Raw genomic sequence first — 18256 nt, forward strand, 5'->3', positions numbered from 1 at the left:
GCCAAACTCGACTCTCTTATCACAACAACGCTGCCAACTGAGCGACCAAGCCGCTACAATAATGGGCTTAGCAACCTGGGCGAGACTCTCATGGCTGTATTTACTCCGCTTAGCGACGCACAGGTCGCCGCGTTTTTAGAAAAATTTGATGTGGGCAGTTTTGTTTCCCTTAAGGGAGTCGCGAACGGCACCGAAAATTCGACTTTTTTTGTGACTACCGACCGCCGCGAACTGGTATTAACCCTGTTCGAACAGGGCGAACACGCAGAACTGCCGTTCTTTGTCGAACTGCTGGACTATTTGGACGAGCACCGCTTACCGGTGCCCGGCACCATTCATGACCGCGAAGGTATCGCGCTGCATAGCCTGGAGGGCAAGCCGGCGTTGCTATTCCCGCGCCTGCCTGGCCGCCATCCCGAGGCGCCCAATGTAGCCCAGTGCCATGCCTTAGGCGATACTTTGGGTCACCTGCACGTGGTGTCAAAGCGTTTCCCCGGCCACCGCCCCAACCCGCGGGATCTCAACTGGCTGCAGGTGATGCACCATAAAGTATTGAGTTACCTAAGCCCCGCGGATCAAACGTTGATGAAGGATGAAGTCGACGATTTCGAGAGCGCCTTTATGCGACACGGTGAGCTGCCCCAAGGCGCCCTGCACGGTGATCTGTTTCGTGACAACACCCTGTTTGAGGGTGACCAGCTTGGCGGTATTATCGACTTTTATAATGGCTGCACTGGGGATCTCCTGTTTGATCTGGCGATTGTGATCAACGACTGGGCCTCCAACGACGATGGCACTCTCAACGCTGAGCGCTACAATACGCTGTTGAGCGCCTACCTGGCGCGCCGGCCGTTAACGGCGGATGAACGGGAACTGTGGCCCACCATGCTGCGCATGACGGCGCTGCGCTACTGGCTGTCACGCCTGCTGGTGGTCTATGTTGATCCCCCGGCCCACGATTTGACGCCTCACGACCCCGAACGTTTTCGAACCATATTAACTGCGCGCATTGCCCACGGTGCATTGCCGCTACCTGAGGTTTCTGCATGAGTGTGATGGCGACGACTAGCCCTGCCCTTCGCGCACGGCGCACCTGGAATATCGATCAATGGGGTAGCGGTTACTTCGACGTGGATGATCAAGGTCAGGCCCTGGTGCGGCCGCTGGGTAGTGATGCGGAAGGCCCGGCGCTACCGCTGAGCGGCTTGGTTCGCCAGTTGCAAAGCGCTGGGCTGCGGCTGCCTGTGCTGGTGCGCTTTAGCGATATTCTTCACGACCGGGTGGAGCAGCTGTGTGGCGCTTTTGATGCCGCCATGAGCGACTGCGACTACCAGGGCGGCTACACCGCCGTTTACCCGATTAAAGTGAACCAGCAGCGCAGAGTGGTGGAAGAGATTCTGGCCACCGCCGAGCGCGGCAACGGCCGTGTGGGTCTGGAAGCGGGCAGCAAGCCCGAGTTGCTGGCAGTGCTGGCTTTGTCTGACGGCGGCTCCTCGCTGATTGTCTGCAACGGTTACAAAGACCGCGAGTATGTGCGCTTGGCGCTGCTGGGTGAAAAACTCGGGCACAAGGTCTATTTAGTGGTCGAAAAGCTCTCCGAGCTGCAGTTGATTTTGGAAGAGGCGCGAGAACTGGACGTAACACCGCGTATTGGCCTGCGCGCTCGTCTTGCTTCAGTGGGTAAAGGCAAGTGGCAGAATACCGGCGGTGAGAAGTCTAAGTTCGGCCTCACCGCCAGCCAAATTCTCGAGGTGGTAGACACGCTGCGTCGCGAGGAGGCGCTGGAAAGCCTGCAGCTCGTGCACTTCCACCTGGGTTCCCAGATCGCCAATATTCGCGATATTCAGCGCGGTCTGCGTGAGTGCGCGCGCTTCTACCAGAACCTGATGCAGTTGGGTGCGCCAATTGACACCGTCGATGTAGGTGGCGGCCTGGGTATCGATTACGAAGGCACTCGCTCGCGCAGCTTCTGCTCAGCTAACTATTCGATGCGTGAATACGCCCGCAACGTCGTCAGCGCCTTTGCCCAGCTCTGCCAAGAGGCGAACCTGCCACAGCCTCATCTCATTAGCGAATCCGGCCGTGCGCTAACTGCCCACCACGCGGTGCTGATCACTAACGTGATTGGCGAAGAGCGCATCGACGACACGCCGCCTGAACGGCATTCGGCAGGCGAGAGCCAAGAAGATGCCCAAGTAGAGCTGCTGTGGCGGGTGTTCGAGCAGTTAGCGACCGCCCAAGAGCCGCGCATGCTGGTGGAAGCGTGGCACGATCTGCTTCAAGCGGTTAGCGAACTGCAGGAACGTTTTGTGATGGGTTTGAGTAACATTACCGCCCGCGCTGAAGGTGAGCGGGTGTATATGGCTGCCTGCACACGGCTGCGCACTCAGTTGGATACTCGTAACCGTGCCCATCGCGAAATCATGGATGAACTGGCGGAGAAACTCGCCGATAAACTGTTCGTCAACTTCTCGCTATTCCAGTCGGTGCCTGATGTTTGGGGCATCGAGCAGATATTTCCGGTACTGCCCCTTAGCGGGCTGGATCAAGCGCCCACCCGGCGGGCAGTGATTCAGGATATCACCTGCGACTCCGACGGCCGCATCGACAGCTACGTCGACGGCCAGGGGGTCGAGAGCACCCTACCGCTTCCCGAGTGGGCTTCAGACGATGAACGCTGGCTAGGGTTCTTTCTAGTGGGCGCCTATCAGGAAATTCTTGGCGATCTACACAACCTGTTTGGCGACACCGACTCCGTTGATGCTGCGCTCAATGCCGACGGCGAGTGGACACTATCTAACCCGCTGGCCGGGGACTCAGTGGCCCAGGTACTTGCCTACGTCAACTTCAATGCCAATGTGCTCAAGCAGAAGCTCACCGACCAGCTAGCCGCCAGCGGCTTTACTGCCGACGAGCAAGCGCGCTTTGCGGCGAGCTTAAGCGAAGGTCTGGAAGGCTATACCTATCTTGAATAACCGATCTTGAAAACCAATCTTGAATAGCCCGTACTGAATGGCACGTATTGGGTTACGCCAAACAGAAGCGCCACCCTGATTTTGGGGTGGCGCTTCTTCACAATCCAACACTGTCCAGCAATACTCTGCTTTTTTTCGCTACTCGACTACGCTGGTTTCAACTACCAAACCACCGGTCAAGGTTAAACGCAGTGATGAACCGCGAACCAGCTCTCCAACGCCTGATGGCGTGCCGGTCAAAATTACATCGCCCGGCTCTAGAGTGAAGTGACGGCTCATTTCGGCTACCAAAGTCGGTATGGCGAAGATCATATCGGAGCCTTCACCGTGCTGGCGCTCTTCACCATCAATCTCAAGCGTGAAAGCCAGCGCGTTCCAGTTGGGAACACGGCTTAGCGGCAGAAACGACGAAAGCGGGCAAGCGCCATCAAAAGCTTTGGCGATTTCCCAGGGATGCCCTTTCTCTTTTAGCTTCGTCTGTACATCACGCAGCGTTAAATCCATCGCCAACCCGATACCGACAATCGCACGCTCGGCTTCATCCAGGGTGGCGTGGGTTAACGTTTCACCCACTAACAGCGCAAGCTCGGCTTCATAATGCACATCACCGCGTGAAAACGGCGGATCCAACGGTTTGGTTAGATCCACAACGCTGGTCGATGGCTTTATGAACAGCAGCGGCTCAGTGGGAACTGGATTATCCAGCTCTTTCGCATGGTCGGCATAATTACGGCCGATGCAGACAACCTTGCCCAGCGGGTGGGGAAACTCCTGGCCATCGGTAAACTGTGGAACAAAACGCATGGCGGGTATTCTCCTTCTCATTATGCGTGCCGCTTTCGCAACGACAGGCGCAACAGTTTACCCCACCTATACGAAGGTTCCACACCCTTCGGCCATGAATTTGTTTCCCCACTGCACGTTAGCGATATTGCTGGGCCTGTTGATCAGGGCTATGAGCCAGGAAATCAGGCCGTTGCTTAGCCGCGGCATAAGGCGCTTGGCAGCGATTATCCTGGCGGTTAAACACGAAGAACACGTTGCTACGCGGGTCAGGCGACAGGTTGGCGTTAGAAGCATGCAGCGTATTGCAATCGAACAGCAGCAAACCACCCGCCTTGCCTTTTGGCGCTTCAATACCGTGTTCCGCCACTAGCTCGGTAAGTGCCTCTGGGCTTGGCACGCCCACGTCCTGCGCTTTCAGCGAGCTTTTGTGGTTATCCTCCGGTGTTTCCCCCACGCACGGTACAAACTTTTTGTGCGAACCGGGGATCAGCATCAACGGACCATTGAACTCATGGTTGTCAGTTAAGATCAGCGATGCGCTAACCGCGTGCATCGCAGGCATGCCATCTTCCGCGTGCCACGTCTCAAAGTCGGAGTGCCAGTTAAAGCCCTTACCGGCAAATCCAGGCTTATAGTTAATACGCGACTGATGCACATAAGGGTCGTCGCCTATGATTTGACGAGCAGCGCCCGCGACACTCTCATCGCTGGCCAGCTTTCCCAACCGCTCAGAGAGGAAGTGCACCGCAAATAGCGAGCGGATTTCCTGGCTCTCTGGCTCAGTGACGCTGAAGTCTTGATTGAGGTACTTATCGTTACTCATCAACGCCTTCATTTCCTGACGCAGCCCCTCAAGCTCTGCGCCTTCAATGAGGTTAGGAATAAACAGAAACCCTTTACGTTCAAACTCATCAAGCTGCGCCTGGCTTAACGGGCCGGAAAGTTGACGGCCTTTGACAACCGCATCTTGGCGTGGCAGCCAGGTTTTCTCAGGGGTGGTGGTTAAACGCGACGGGTAGGCATCCTGTACCTGTTGGCACTGAACCTGAGTAGTGTGAACGTTAGGTGTATCGGCCATTTCGCTATATTGCTTATGGGCGGTTACAGCATTTAGTGGTGTGCTTTTGACTGTCATCTAATCCACTCCTTGTATGATTAGGTTTCAGATCGAACATATTGCACGTATAAAGATTAGCGTACATATAAATAAAACAGCACGATTCTAACACCGTGCTGGGAGTAGCCTATACCACTAAAATTTCCTCGCAAGGCATGATTTCTGGTTTGATAACGTAGGTTACGTGAAAAAAATTGAACAGTGGCTTTTTAGGCAATAAGTCACCTAAAAAGCTCACTCCAAGCCACAATGTTTGCGGTTAATGTTGCTCATCTTTTTATCTAACTGAATGGGGAATCATACTTTGAAAAGGCAGCTACCGATTTATGGATTTATCAGCGCGCTATTAATAACCGCTGGGTGTTCTTCAGCAACAATGGATACCCACGAGACAGCGCATCGCCCTAATGAACCGTTGATCAACACCTACTGGAAGCTGGTAACGCTTGATAGCGCACCGGTCGTCACCCATGAGAATTTCCGTGAAGCACATTTGGTTCTTCAAAAGGCTTCTCGCTTAGCCGGCGCTACCGGCTGTAATACCCTGATGGGCAGCTACCGTGTGGAAAACGAGCGCATAGAGTTTGGGCAAATCGCCAGCACTAAAATGGCCTGCCCACCGTCCCAAATGAAAACTGAGCAAGATTTTCTAGCCACACTCAAGCAGGTAACAGCATGGAGCGTGGATGGCGCAATGCTTGTACTGTCGAGCGATAACAGTGAACCATTGGCGGTCTTCGAGGCGGTGCATCTTTATTAATCACAAAGAGCTCATCTAAAGGACGCATTTTAAACTCACCAAGCCTAGAAGAATCAGGCCGGGGAGCGCGAAATCAAGAGGCGACCGCCGATCAGAAGAAAGACTAAACCAGAGATGCCTTGGATCGACTTCCATACCCATGGTTTCCTTAACCACTCAGCGACTCTATGCAATGTGACGACAACCATACCGTAGAAGAACAGAGCGATCAGGGCATGGCTGGCTCCCAAACCGAGCCCTCCCAGCCAGTAGTCCGTTCCACCGGCACTCAGGAACTGGGGAAAGGCCGCAACGTAGAAGATAGCGGGCTTGGGGTTGAGAATATTGGTGAGATAGCCCCGTACAAAGGCCTGTCTTTGGCTTATCCTCGGCAATGTTTGACAATCTTTCGCCTGCGACGCGAGGGGCGTTTTCGTTAATGCTACTCGAAATGCCTTAACGCCAAGCCAAATAAGATATGCAGCGCCCACGAATTTTATAATAGTGAATAACGTGACAGAGGCTGCTACGAGCGCCCCAACACCAATGAGCGCCAACGTGGCATGAGATATGATCGCCGCACAGAAGCCCAGGGTCATCAACACCCCCGTAACACGGCCTTGCGCCGGCGTCGCCTGAAGCAGCAGGAACAGGTTGGCTCCTGGGGAGACTACGATGAGCGTAACGATGGAGAGAAATGCCAAGTAATCATGAAGTGGAATCATCGAGATTCACCCTGAAATGATAAGCCCTGAATTCAACTAATAAGTGCAGCATCTGCGGTTTCTAGTGCTCTTTGCCGAGACGGCCTTGGCAACCTTTCTGTGCTCGGCGAATTCCGATCCAGAATCCAGGGTGATGGCGTGCGCTGCCCCTCGGCGTGGCATCAATAACCGCGCCTGCTGAGCTAACTGATATGTTGGGTCTGAGCCAGTTACCAGTATTCCATGCTCTGCTTCACTCTGGTAGGTAAGGCAGAAAGGGTACCAGCGCTGGCCCTACTGCCTCTACCTTGTGAACCAAAGTGCTGAGCTTATTCTATGAATCCAGGCCCGCTCGTCTTAAGTTTTATCGAAGATAATCGGGTTACTACTGCATCAATGCTCGCCGTATACCACTAGCCAATAGCGACCTGATAAGCATGGGCGACTTTAAGCACGGTCGCTTCATCCCAGCGTCTACCAACCAACTGCATACCTACGGGCAAGCCCTCCGAAAAGCCAACCGGGACGCTCATGGCTGGGTGACCACTGACATCAAACGGGGCCGTGTTGTGCAGGTTGCCAAGCGCACCGGCCAGTGTGCTATTGAGACTTTTATCAGCCGGCCTCTTTACCGCTTTCATGGCGGTGGTAGGCATGATTAACAAGTCATATTCCTGCAGAGCGTTGTCATAATCGCGCGCGAGACGCCTACCGATATTCTGGGCTTTACCATAGTAGTGGCGATTGTACTGCTCTGACATGTAGTGCCCGGCGAGCACCGTCATCTTCACCGTGTCGCTAAAGTCATGACCGCGAGCGCGGCGAGCCCGCCCATAAAAGTCCATAAGCTGCGTACTGTAATGGCCGCGCCAGTTTGTGCCGTAGCCATCGCCCCTAACCATCAGTTCGGTGGCCCCCTCAAAGGCGATCGCACTCCACAGTGCAAGCCCGTCGTTATGCATGGGCACCGACACCTCCGAAGCACGGGCGCCCACTTTTTCCAGCACGCTGATAGCCTCCCGTACAGCGGCATCCACATCGGGCTCACTGGCACCGGCAATACCAAACCCTTCACGTAGGATGCCAATGCGTATACCAGTAAGATCTTCACTTAGCGTTTCGGTGTATTTCGCCGTGCGTACGTCGTATTGGCGTGGATCTAAGCCATCCGAGCCCACCAGCACTTCCAGCATTCGGGCGCAATCTTCCGCGGTGCGCGCCATAGGGCCTACGTGGTCAAGAGTCAGCTCAATGGGAAAGATACCTGTGTAAGGCACAAGGCCATGCGTTCCTTTGATCCCGTAGCAACCGCTCCATGAGGCGGGTAGCCGAATGGAACCGCCCTGGTCGCCCCCTAGGGCCATATCGACTTCACCGTTGGTCACCACCACGGCGCTGCCGTTGGAGGATGCACCGGCCAGTCGATCATGATCGTGAGGATTGACCGGCTGGGGCTCGGGGTAGCCAGTACAGCCGCCACCGTCAAAGCAGAACGCAGGAACGGCCGTCTTGCCGATGATGTGCGCGCCAGCGTCGAGCAGCCGGGTGACAACGGTGGCGTCCTCGCGGGGCACAAAACCTTCCATGATCGGTGAGCCATTCATCATGGGAATGCCTGCCAGAGCGATATTGTCCTTTAGCGCGACCGTTCGACCCGCGAGCGGCCCCTCCTCGGCGCCAGGCACCGAACATTTCCAAGCCCAGCCATTAAGCGGATTGTCGTCACCTACGGGGCGATAGCCCAATTCCGCCCGTGGGTAATTGACAGGCAGCGATTCATCCGCCAGTTCGTCCAGGCGATCATAAATGGCCATTGAGCCAGCAACGGCGGACTGGAACTCACTCAGTTCATCAAAGGAAAGGTCAAAACCATAATAATCGGAAATGGCGGCCAACGTATCAATGTCAGGTCGTTTCACACTCATAGTCAACTACTCCTATACACAGACGATTGCCTGAAAAGGCATCTAGTGAGGGAAATACGAACTATCGCTCCAACAATTTTGGATAGTGGTGTGGCAGTCGCATCGCCACTAAGTCCTTGCGACGTACCGCGCTGTTTGGGTAAGACGATTGCAGATTGCTCGTGTCGACAGTAAGCCCAACGCAGCCAGTAGCGCTGGTTAATAGAGCCTCCTGGCGAGGAAAATAAAACGTATCCGGCCCGAATATACCGCTTAGCCCGGGTAATCCAGCCTCGGGCATATGCACGTTGGCGAAAGCGAAATAGCAGTTGTTCTCGCCACCACGTACTCGGTAATGGTGCCAATGGTGTTCGTCCGGGCCGGTGGGGATAGGCGCCGACTGATGAATACGAGTCCCCGGATGTGAACAATGAAAGGGGCCCGGTAAGGCAGCAGGGCAAGCGATGACGTCACAGCCCCGCAGGGCCAGGATGCGCCCTGCTTCGGGAAAATCGGCATCATGGCCAATCAGTATTCCAACGCGACCTAGCGGCAGGTCGCAGCTTACCCAACGCTCGCCAGGCGTCGCCCATTCGCGGTCAGCCTCGCTTAAGTGAATTTTACGATAAACCGCCATAACGCCCCGCGACCCAACCAGAGCAGCCGCATTGTAGAGATTGCCATCCGCCTGCTCCGCAAATCCGACCACGTAATACTGTTGACGCTCTTCAGCGACTCGACGCAGTGTGTCAAAAATAGCGTGATGTTGTGAAATGGGGTTGATAGCGCCAGCGTCCAGCCCCGTAAGGGCTAACTCGGGCAGAACAACCAGCTCGGCATTCTCTGCCTGGTCAATCAGCGCCATACAGTGGTCAAGGTTATCGTCGAGATTGTTCGATGGAGCAAAGTGAGCAACGGCGATGCGGCTTACTTTGCCCTTGGGCAGTGGCTGATGACCATAAAGCCGGAAAAAGTCCAGCGGATTCCAGGCGTAGGTTTGATGCAGAAGCTCATGATAGAGTTCTGGTTGACGCTCACTGCCCAACGGCCCCGTGACACGGTCAGTATCAATCTCACCCAGCACGATGCCATCCCCATCATCTCGGCGGGCTTGGACATGACCATCCGGTTCAATCACGCAGCTACCCCCACTGAATTGCACACCACGCTCACGTCCCCAGCGGTTACTTTCGATAAGATAGCAGCCATTTTCCCTGGCACGGCTCATCCAGTAAGGTGCCGGCGCACGCTCAGCGAGCCAGTTACTCAGATGGCAAATGACATCGGCGCCTTGCAACGCCACCAGTCGCGCGGTTTCGAGAAAATGAATATCCATACAGATGAGCAAAGCAATACGGCCCATCGATGTCTCGAACACTTGATGGCCGCTGTCGCCTGAAGCCGCCCATTTTGGCTCGGCAATATAAGGGTGGCTCTTGCGGTGCTTGCCCAGATAACCGTCAGGGCCAATCAATACCGCGGTGTTATAGTAAAGTCCATTGGCAGGCTCTACTTCTGGCAGGCCAATAACAATATAGCAGTCAAGCTTCGCCGCCAGAGCGGCGAAGCATTCGGTTGAAGGGCCAGGTACCGGTTCTACATAAGGAGCGACCTCCTCTCTGTCATGCCAGCAGTAACCGGTAAGCCCCATCTCCGGGGTGATGATTAGCCGCGCACCAGACGCGACCGCCTCTTCCACCAAACGCTTCAAAGCATCAATATTGCGCTCTTTGGCAAACATTTCAGGCTCAAACTGCACTGCGGCGGCAAAATATTTCATATTGTCCTCCCCGCTCGCTAGCGTGCCTGGCCAACGATGGACTTGAGAATGGAAGCACCCAAGGTATACTTTGGATCCACCATATTACCCAGCCGCACACGGCCTGCCTGGGTAAGCAGCATGTAAGCCTCGATTTCATCAAAATCGAACTCTGCCGCTAGCCAGCGAACCAGCTCTCGGTAGGCGATGCGCGTGGCATCTTCCATGGGGCGCGCGGAACCAATGGTCATATAAAACTGTTCGTTTTCCAGGCGCGGCCACTTGAACGTCCAATCTTTGATCAAGTCGACCTGTACAGTGGTCACGGTAGGATGCTCAATCGCCACGCCGCACAACTCACCATCACCCTGCGCCGCATGACAGTCGCCTAGATAAAGATAGGCGCCTTTGGTATGCACCGGCAGATAGATCACCGCGCCAGGCGCCACATCAGGCAAGTCCATATTGCCGCCGTAATAATCAGGCACCAGCGAGCTAATCGATTCAATCTCTGGCGACACCCCAATGGTGCCAATAAAAGGCTGATACGGAAGGGTAATTTTGTCAGTCCACTTCACGCCGGTTTCCGCATCAACGTCCACCTTCTTTACCCGTTCCGGTAGCGGTGTGTTGAGTAGCGCGGTATCACCGGTCGCCACCAAGCCACCAAATTCGGTAATCAGCGCCGTCGTGCCACAAGGCTGCGGGCCACGAGGTTTCATGTCACGGATATACACCGCCAGGCAATCACCCTTCTCCGCCCCCTCTACGTAAATCGGCCCGTTCTGCGGATTGAGATAAGGTAAATTAAGTAGCTCGCTTGGCTTATCGCTTTCCGAGCGCAGTTTTCCCTCGAAAGCATCATGGGTTTCCGCACTGACTACATCGCCAGGTTGGATATGCAGCACAGGCTTGGGGTTAGGTCCAAGCGTATAGTGGTATTGACCTTGAGCCACCTCAGTGAGTTGGTGGGTAGTACCCGGCTTACCCTTGGCGACGGCGCGACGGGCCATGATGGACTGATCAAACCAGTTCATTGTTCGACTCCTTTTTGAGTACTGTTTAAGTACGTTCAATCATCGCTCCGGCAACTACGGGCTGGAGCGTGCATCGTTGTTAAATGGCAAAACGTTTTCCGTGACCCCTTACGTGTCACGCCCTCAAACCGCCAGAATGCGCCGCATGGCGTCACGGTCACGAAGTTGTTCCGTCGCGAGCTCATGGGTAATCTGCCCCTTGTCCATGACGTAGCAGCGCTGCGCCATGGTCATGATCATGTCCAGGTTCTGTTCAACGAGAAGAACGGTCACGCCCAGCTCGCGATTGAGCTTTAGGATGTTGCGCGAGATGTCCTTGACGATGTTCGGCTGGATACCTTCCGAAGGTTCATCGAGCAGCATCAGCTTCGGCTTGCCTACCATGGCCCGGCCGATAGCAAGCTGTTGCTGCTGTCCGCCGCTGAAAGTGCCGGCCCGCTGATTGGCCCGCTCGCGCAAGATAGGGAAGAACTCGTAGACCCGCTCGTAGTCGACACCCTCGCCGGGCTGTTGGAGCATCTCGCCGACCTTGAGGTTTTCCCAGACGGTCATGCGCGAGAAGACCTCGCGCCCTTGCGGGATATAACCAATGCCCAAGCGCGCACGTTGGTGCGATTCGAGCGCGCCGATATCCTGACCGTCGAAGCGGATAGCGCCCTGTCGATGCTTAAGAAGACCGATTAGCGTCTTCATTAACGTTGTCTTGCCAACGCCATTTCGGCCGATGACGGCAACCACCTCGCCGCGGCCCACACTCAAGCTGACCTCTTGCAGAACGGCGGTGGTACCGTAGCCAGACGTAACGCCTTCCAAGCTCAACAGATGTGTATTATTCGTCGTCATCGGCTGTCCCCAGGTAAATGCGTGCGACCTCTTCGTTAGCCTCGATGTCGTTGATCGTGCCTTCCGCAAAGATCTCACCGAAGTTCAGTACGGTGACCTTATGGGCAATCTGGCGTACGAACTCCATGTCGTGTTCAACCGCCAAAATGGACATACCCTGGCGATTGAGCGCCTGGATCATCTCGCCGGTGCGCGCCGTTTCTTCCGGCGTCATGCCAGCCGTTGGCTCATCGAGCAGTAGCAAACGCGGCTCCGTGCTCACCGCCATGCCGATCTCAAGCCACTGTTGCTCGCCGTGGGAGAGTTCTCCGGCAAGCTCTTCGGCCTTGTCGGTAAGCCTTACGAAGGCGAGTGCCTTGTCGATCGCCGCCGTCATCGAATCGCCATGCAGATGGTTCTGAACCGCGATCTGCATGTTTTGCCAAACGGACAGCTCAGCGAAGATACCCGGCACCTGGAACTTGACAGCGATTCCCTGTTTCACGCGCTCAAAGGAACGCAGCTTGGTGATTTCCTTATCTGAGAAGTAGATCTTGCCAGCGCTGGGTTGATGCTCACCGAGCACAAGCTTGAAAAACGTGCTCTTCCCCGCGCCATTCGGGCCAATCAAGCAGCGGATTTCACCGGACGCCATTGAGAAGTTCACGTCCTGCGCCACTTTTACGCCGTCGAAATGCTTATATAAGTTCTCGGTTCGCAATATGGTCACGACATGCCCTCCTTACGCTTGCGGAGACGGCTTACAAGCCTGACCAGCCCCGGGATCAACCCTTCCGGCAAATAGACCACGATGACGACCAGCAGCAAGCCCATGATGACGAAGGCGTAGTAGCTGCCGTAGATCGTGAGATTCTGGAAAATGCCCAGCACCACCAATGTGCCCACTAGCGTCGCGGTGAGGTCTTTACGCCCGCCCACCGCCACCCAGATAATGGGTAATGCGGCGGCCGCCAAATCCATGTTGGACGGGCTGATGTACTGCCCCCAGGCGGTATACAGCACACCAGACAGACCCGCTAAACCACTGCCAATCACAAAGGCAATTAACTGGTAGCGGCGAATGTCGTAACCGAGCATTTCAGCGCGGTGCGGGTTCTCACGAATCGCCACCAGCACATTGCCGAACCTCGAATTAACCAGCACCCGTAAGCCCAGATAGCAAAGCACCAGCATGGCGAGAAGCAGGTAATAAAGCGGCACGCCCGAGTACAGCGCTATATCGCCTCCCGCCCAGGGGATGGTCAGCGGCGGCATACCGGTCATGCCATTGTCACCACCCATCCGGGCATCGCCGATCGCCCACTGTGAGCCCGCCGTCTGCGCCATGAAAGTTGCAAAAACCAGCGTGGTCGACAGCGTGACAATCCCCAGGAAGACGCCGCTGATGCGTCCGTAAAAAAGCATGTAACCCAGCAGAGCCGCCCCCAGACACGACATCCCAACGCCGAGCAGCACTCCGACGATGGTCATACCGTAAGCCGCGCCAAAGTTGATCGTGACGACACCGTACGTATACCCGGCAAGCCCGAAGAAAGCGGTCTGGCCAAAGCTGAGCGCGCCCGTGTATCCCCAGATCAGCGATAGCCCAAGAGCCATAAACACCCAGCAAAAAAAGTAGGCCGTATTACCGACACTCCAGCCATCTGCAAAGGCGGGGTAAACGGCGGCCGCGCCAATCGCCAAGGCAAAGCCAACCCAAAACAGCGATCCGCGACCCAGTGTTTGCGGACCGTTAACGAGCCGCATCCAGTTTGGCACGCGAGACGCTGACCGCGCCGTCAGCGGGTCTTCTCGTTGCAACATAGCCATTTATGAACGCCCCTTGAGTAACCAGCCAGACAGGCCTTGCGGGAGAATGCGGATAACCACCATGACGGTTATTAACAGCCCCACCTGGCCCATGAGCTGCCCCTGCCACCCGGTCAGGAACGCCTTGATAACCGCGAGCGTGGCCGCGGCTGGCGCCGTACCCAGGAACACATCCGCCCCGCCCACAACCACCGTCACGAAGCTCTCGACCAGGAAGTTGGCGCCCAGCGTCGGGACGATGGAGATCGTGGGGGCATAAAGCGCGCCGGCCAAACCGGCCAGTGCAGCCCCGAGACCAAAGGTGAGGGAGTACATACGCCCGGTGTCGATCCCCGCGGCTTTAGCCATGTGCGGTGCTTGAATCGTTGCCCGCGAATGGATACCGAACGTCGTATGGTGAAACAGCACATACAAGCCAATAAGCAGTAGCACGGCGACCCCAAGCAGCACCATTCGATAGGTCGAGTAGGTGTAATCGCCCACCGAAAAGCTACCCAGCGGCGTGCTGATACCCGACATGCTGGAGCCAAACACGATCAGTGTGCCTTGAGTGAGAACCAGGCTGATCCCCCAGGTGGCCACAATGGAGTCCAATGGCCGGTGATAGAGGCGATGAATAATCGTGCGTTCAAGCACAATGCCAAGAATCCCGGCGGCAAGGCTGCCGCATAACATAGCGATGGGCAGTGGAACCCCCATGCGCGCCGTTGCCACCGTTACGTAGGCGCCGCACATGATAAATTCACCGTGAGCCAGGTTGATGATACCCATCATCCCGAAGATCACCGCAAGCCCCATGGCAGATAGCACCAGGAAGGCAAACGCATCCCCAAACTGATAAAACGCTGTAAACGCGAAATGTATATATTCCATATCCAGGCTCCTGGGCAGGAAACGCCAGCGAGGTTTCCCGCTTAATGCAAACTCACAGGTCAGGCAGGGTGAATTTCATCACCCTGCCGGGACGATGCGTGATATTTACTCGTTGGGAGGGCTAGAAGGGGTGTACTGGGCACTTGGGTCGTTCTGGGTCAGATCGCAACCATTTTCACCCAGCCAGTACGGCTCGATATTTTCCCAAGTTTCGGGGAAAGATATCTCGTGGTTCTCATCCACTTTCGCCAGAAAGATATTGTGAGACATATGCTGGCTCTTAGGGTCGAGACACACGGTGCCAGAAGGGCCATCGAAGCAGACATCGCCCTCGGCGATCACTTCGCGAAGGTCTTCTTTGTCGGTCGAACCGCCGGCACGCTCAACCATCTGCTTATAAAGGTACATAGCAATGTAAGAGTTCGCGGCTTCCTGATTCACATAGGGCGTATCAGGGAAGCGCTCATAGAACTTCTCAACAAACGCGTTAGCCTCAGGGGTATCCACTTCTTCGATAAAGTTCGTGGTAACAAACATGTTTGCAAGGCTTGGGGGCGCGAAGCGCTTATGCTCGTAGCCCTGTCCGACATTTACTGACGATGCCATGGGCAGCCCCAGATTTGCCGATGCCGCTTGCTCGTAGTAAGACGCCTGGTTGGAACCGACAAGTAGGGTTACTACAAAGTCTGGATCCTCACCCTGAATATCTTGAATTGTCTGTGAAAATTGTGAAACACTCAGTGGAATGAACGCCTCGCCTACAATTTTCCCGCCTTCCTCTTCCACAATCTGTCTAACCCACTCCGCCGAGATCTGGCCAAAGTTATAGTCCGCGGCGATCGTATAGACCTTAGGGCCATACTCTTCCATCATCCAGGGAATCAGCGTCGAGAACTGCTGCTCCGGAACAGCGCCAGTGACAATCATGTTGGCGTCACATACGCCGCCTTCATACTGATTGTTATAAAACGCCAACCCATCAAACTGGTTAACAATCGGTCGATATGCTTCCCTTGATGAAGAAGCAAACCCCGCAAAGACGGTATCCACTTGATCACGCTGGAGAACCCGCCGCATTAACTCTTGATAACGACGATCATCAGACTGAGTGTCGTAAACGACGAGTTCCACCTCGCGACCCGCGATACCGCCTGCGCCATTGATTTCCTCAGCCGCTAATTCAATGGCACTCACCTTCGCCTGAGTGACTGCCGCAAAGTTGCCGGACTGATCCTCTAACACACCGATCCGGATAGGATCATCTGCCGAAGCGCTGGCCACAAAAGCGCCAGCCATCAGAGTTGATAAGGTTATCGTTCTCTGAATTGTTGAGTATTTCATTTGTATACTCCCAGTTTAGTTTTTACTGTTTCCTGCAACGCTTTAACGCCTTCCTGCGGCAATACAGCTTCCTACATCGCCTCTACATGAAATGAGAAACGACGCTCTGCTCTTAAACGCAATGACGGCTAAAATCGTGTGGTTAGGTGTTAGAGTTCAATGATGTGCCCCACTTTTGCCTCGCTTGTTGTCTCGCTTATTGTTAGTTAGGCCACTACAAGTAGCGATTGAACCGGGCTTCCCCGAGACCATCGGTGACATCGAAATCTCCCTTCAGCGCTGCCATAGCAATCTCGCCGGAGACGATCATCGCCGAGAGGTCTTCCAGTGATAGACGTCGGTTCATGCTCGCCGAGCGCAACAGGGCAAAAGCGTCATTGACGGAAACGCCCATATCCTCAATGAGCTTGATCGCCGCCGTACAAACGACTCGGCGTGCACGCACCTGCTGTTCCAGACGTTGAAGTCTCTGCTCAGTCTCGTAGCGCTCATTAAACTTTTGGTTAGCGAGAATTAGGCTCGCGAGAATACCGGCCTTACGTAACGGCTTGGTGAGATAGCCGCAAACTCGGCGCTCGATGAACCAATTGACCGAGCTCGGCGCATCCGAACCGATCAGGGCAATCGCCGGCCCCTGGACACTGTCGATCATGCGAGTGATGCTGCCGAACTGGCGTCCCAATTCATCATCGAAGAACACCAAGTCAAACGGCCTATCAGCCCCCACTTCATCGTGGATTTCATAAACGACCGGGGTAACTCCCAGTTCTACAAGGAACTGGCTCAGCACCGCCCGATCCTTTTCGGCGGCACACACAACCAATGCACGGTGGCCCCTGAAGTTACGTCGTGTGGTAACAGTCATCGCACGATCCTCAAGCCAATATTGTTTTGAGCAATGGGCGTTTCCGTCTGAGCAGAGCTTCCACCACATGCTTCAGCCCAAACGAGATAAGGATCCGGGCGAACGGGGGCGTTTGCTTCTGAAATCACCTTGAACGTCGCGTCTTCGCGGGATATTCCTAGCCGGACGGTCAAGTAGCTGTGATTGCTCTCAGGATCGACATGAACCATGCCCTGCGGGGCTTGGAACGACGTTTTATGCAAGGCTTTTTTCACCCGTTCGATATCAACTGAATCGGCGCCAGCCAGCGCCAGGGCAAGAAGATGAACGGTGTTATAAGAAGCCTCTGCATCTGCACTCGGTAAAGCATTGTGGCCATATCGCTTGCGGTAACTTTTAACGAACTGCTTGTTAACATCCGTCTCAATGGTCGAGAAGTAGACACTCGATGCAAGATGCCCACTACATGCCTGCGAACCGATCTGGGCGAGTTCCGGCTCACAAAGTGTGCAGCTACCAATGACCGTTTCTTGTAGTGCCGCATTCTCAGCGCGAGCTTTTGCAAACGCCCGGTAGAACGCGTAGCTAGACTCACCGATCAGCATGTTCATGATGAAGGCGGGGCGCTTTTCGTGGATTTCTTCGATGATGCGTGCCACATCCAAATCACCTACCTGCAAGTACCGCTCGGCGATCATCTCTCCACCGTGTGCTTTGGTAAGTTCCCTAATGATGCGGCCGTTTTCCCAGGCCCATACATAGTTGGAGCCTACGAAGTACACATCTCGTGTGATATGGGCAAGCACATAGTCCATCAGCGGCAGAACATGTTGGTTCTGCACGGCGCCCGTATAAACGACGTTGTTATTGGTCTCGAACCCCTCGTAATGAGAGGGATACCACAACAAACCGTCGTATTTTTCGAAAATCGGGATAACTTCTTTTCGGCTGGAAGACGTATAGCAACCAATCACGTGCTTCACGCCCTCATGGCGAAGCAAACTCCTCACGAGTGTGCTGTAGGCAGCGATGTCACCGGCTGGCTCACACTCGATGGGCACAAGCTCAAAGGGATATCGTTTGTCCTGGTTGACCTCTTCCAGCGCCAGCATCGCCCCATCGCGCATTGAGCGGCCAACGGTGGCGTAGGGGCCTTGGGTGGAGAAGAGTATGCCAACCGGGATACGACTGTTCATTGACTGACCTTCCTATTTTCAGACATAAAAAAAGGGCTCACAACGCTACCTGACGGTAACGATGGGAGCCCTATTGCTCTGTGCCTTTTCGGTGTATGCCGACGCACAATATGTCAATTACTAAACTTAGTATTGTGACCCCTAATCGACTTTGTCAACTCATTGACGCTATTCTTAAGTCGAAGGCCATTACCACTAAACAACTATAAAAAAACTAAAGCAACAAACGTGCCAATTAAACAACATGCCACAATAGCGGCTTTTGAACACCTTTAATGTAGGTGCTTCGCCTCTTTTTGATACACACATAAGAATTTATGCTGCACGAA

General features: G+C 54.8%; 16 protein-coding genes. 3 read left to right on the forward strand and 13 right to left on the reverse strand.

Annotated features, from left to right (window positions below):
* Positions 1-90 precede the first annotated feature (90 nt).
* Positions 91-1050: a homoserine kinase gene (locus tag YERSI8AC_RS19025; protein WP_039860825.1), complete on the forward strand. Its 960-nt coding sequence runs from the start codon at positions 91-93 to the stop codon at positions 1048-1050.
* Entirely contained in the window at positions 1047-2975 is a 1929-nt protein-coding gene (gene speA / locus YERSI8AC_RS19030) for a biosynthetic arginine decarboxylase (protein WP_138799838.1), read from the forward strand. Before YERSI8AC_RS19025 ends, speA begins: the two co-directional genes overlap by 4 nt.
* A gap of 138 nt (positions 2976-3113) precedes the next feature.
* Here speA and YERSI8AC_RS19035 read toward each other — a convergent pair whose 3' ends face one another.
* Both YERSI8AC_RS19035 and thpD read right to left on the reverse strand, forming a co-directional pair.
* Positions 3114-3779 (reverse strand): fumarylacetoacetate hydrolase family protein, encoded by a 666-nt coding sequence (locus tag YERSI8AC_RS19035; protein WP_022522053.1) that lies wholly within the window; start codon positions 3777-3779, stop codon positions 3114-3116.
* Between the two features lie 118 nt (positions 3780-3897).
* Positions 3898-4896 carry an ectoine hydroxylase gene (thpD, locus tag YERSI8AC_RS19040; RefSeq protein ID WP_159177317.1) on the reverse strand — a complete coding sequence of 333 codons (999 nt, stop codon included), beginning with the start codon at positions 4894-4896 and terminating at the stop codon, positions 3898-3900.
* A 358-nt stretch (positions 4897-5254) separates the two neighbouring features.
* On the opposite strand from thpD, the gene YERSI8AC_RS19045 reads away from it, so the two are divergent.
* Positions 5255-5638 carry an META domain-containing protein gene (locus tag YERSI8AC_RS19045; protein ID WP_159177318.1) on the forward strand — a complete coding sequence of 128 codons (384 nt, stop codon included), beginning with the start codon at positions 5255-5257 and terminating at the stop codon, positions 5636-5638.
* A 53-nt stretch (positions 5639-5691) separates the two neighbouring features.
* Here the strand turns inward: YERSI8AC_RS19045 and YERSI8AC_RS19050 are convergent, their stop codons facing one another.
* The 11 genes from YERSI8AC_RS19050 to YERSI8AC_RS19100 all read right to left on the reverse strand — a co-directional run bounded on the left by YERSI8AC_RS19050 (position 5692) and on the right by YERSI8AC_RS19100 (position 17927).
* Positions 5692-6342 (reverse strand): LysE family translocator, encoded by a 651-nt coding sequence (locus YERSI8AC_RS19050; protein WP_053856979.1) that lies wholly within the window; start codon positions 6340-6342, stop codon positions 5692-5694.
* Between the two features lie 392 nt (positions 6343-6734).
* Positions 6735-8246: an amidase gene (locus tag YERSI8AC_RS19055; RefSeq protein WP_022522050.1), complete on the reverse strand. Its 1512-nt coding sequence runs from the start codon at positions 8244-8246 to the stop codon at positions 6735-6737.
* Between the two features lie 61 nt (positions 8247-8307).
* Positions 8308-10005 (reverse strand): nitrilase-related carbon-nitrogen hydrolase, encoded by a 1698-nt coding sequence (locus tag YERSI8AC_RS19060; protein ID WP_022522049.1) that lies wholly within the window; start codon positions 10003-10005, stop codon positions 8308-8310.
* Between the two features lie 17 nt (positions 10006-10022).
* Entirely contained in the window at positions 10023-11021 is a 999-nt protein-coding gene (locus YERSI8AC_RS19065) for an acetamidase/formamidase family protein (protein ID WP_022522048.1), read from the reverse strand.
* Positions 11022-11144: 123 nt separating this feature from the next.
* Entirely contained in the window at positions 11145-11864 is a 720-nt protein-coding gene (gene urtE, locus YERSI8AC_RS19070; protein ID WP_022522047.1) for an urea ABC transporter ATP-binding subunit UrtE, read from the reverse strand.
* Entirely contained in the window at positions 11851-12573 is a 723-nt protein-coding gene (locus YERSI8AC_RS19075) for an ABC transporter ATP-binding protein (RefSeq protein ID WP_022522046.1), read from the reverse strand. Before YERSI8AC_RS19075 ends, urtE begins: the two co-directional genes overlap by 14 nt.
* Positions 12570-13673, reverse strand: coding sequence for an ABC transporter permease subunit (locus tag YERSI8AC_RS19080; protein ID WP_022522045.1), 1104 nt, complete (start codon positions 13671-13673; stop codon positions 12570-12572). Before YERSI8AC_RS19080 ends, YERSI8AC_RS19075 begins: the two co-directional genes overlap by 4 nt.
* Positions 13674-14546: an ABC transporter permease subunit gene (locus tag YERSI8AC_RS19085; protein ID WP_041159527.1), complete on the reverse strand. Its 873-nt coding sequence runs from the start codon at positions 14544-14546 to the stop codon at positions 13674-13676.
* A 105-nt stretch (positions 14547-14651) separates the two neighbouring features.
* On the reverse strand, positions 14652-15887 hold the full coding sequence (locus YERSI8AC_RS19090; protein ID WP_022522043.1) for an urea ABC transporter substrate-binding protein: 1236 nt from the start codon (positions 15885-15887) through the stop codon (positions 14652-14654).
* A 214-nt stretch (positions 15888-16101) separates the two neighbouring features.
* Positions 16102-16752, reverse strand: coding sequence for an ANTAR domain-containing response regulator (locus YERSI8AC_RS19095; protein ID WP_022522042.1), 651 nt, complete (start codon positions 16750-16752; stop codon positions 16102-16104).
* The gene (locus YERSI8AC_RS19100; protein WP_022522041.1) at positions 16749-17927 is read right to left on the reverse strand and encodes a transporter substrate-binding domain-containing protein; all 1179 of its coding nucleotides are present in this window, start codon (positions 17925-17927) and stop codon (positions 16749-16751) included. Before YERSI8AC_RS19100 ends, YERSI8AC_RS19095 begins: the two co-directional genes overlap by 4 nt.
* Positions 17928-18256 lie beyond the last annotated feature (329 nt).

Source organism: Halomonas sp. 113 (assembly GCF_904067645.1).
Classification (GTDB): domain Bacteria; phylum Pseudomonadota; class Gammaproteobacteria; order Pseudomonadales; family Halomonadaceae; genus Vreelandella; species Vreelandella titanicae.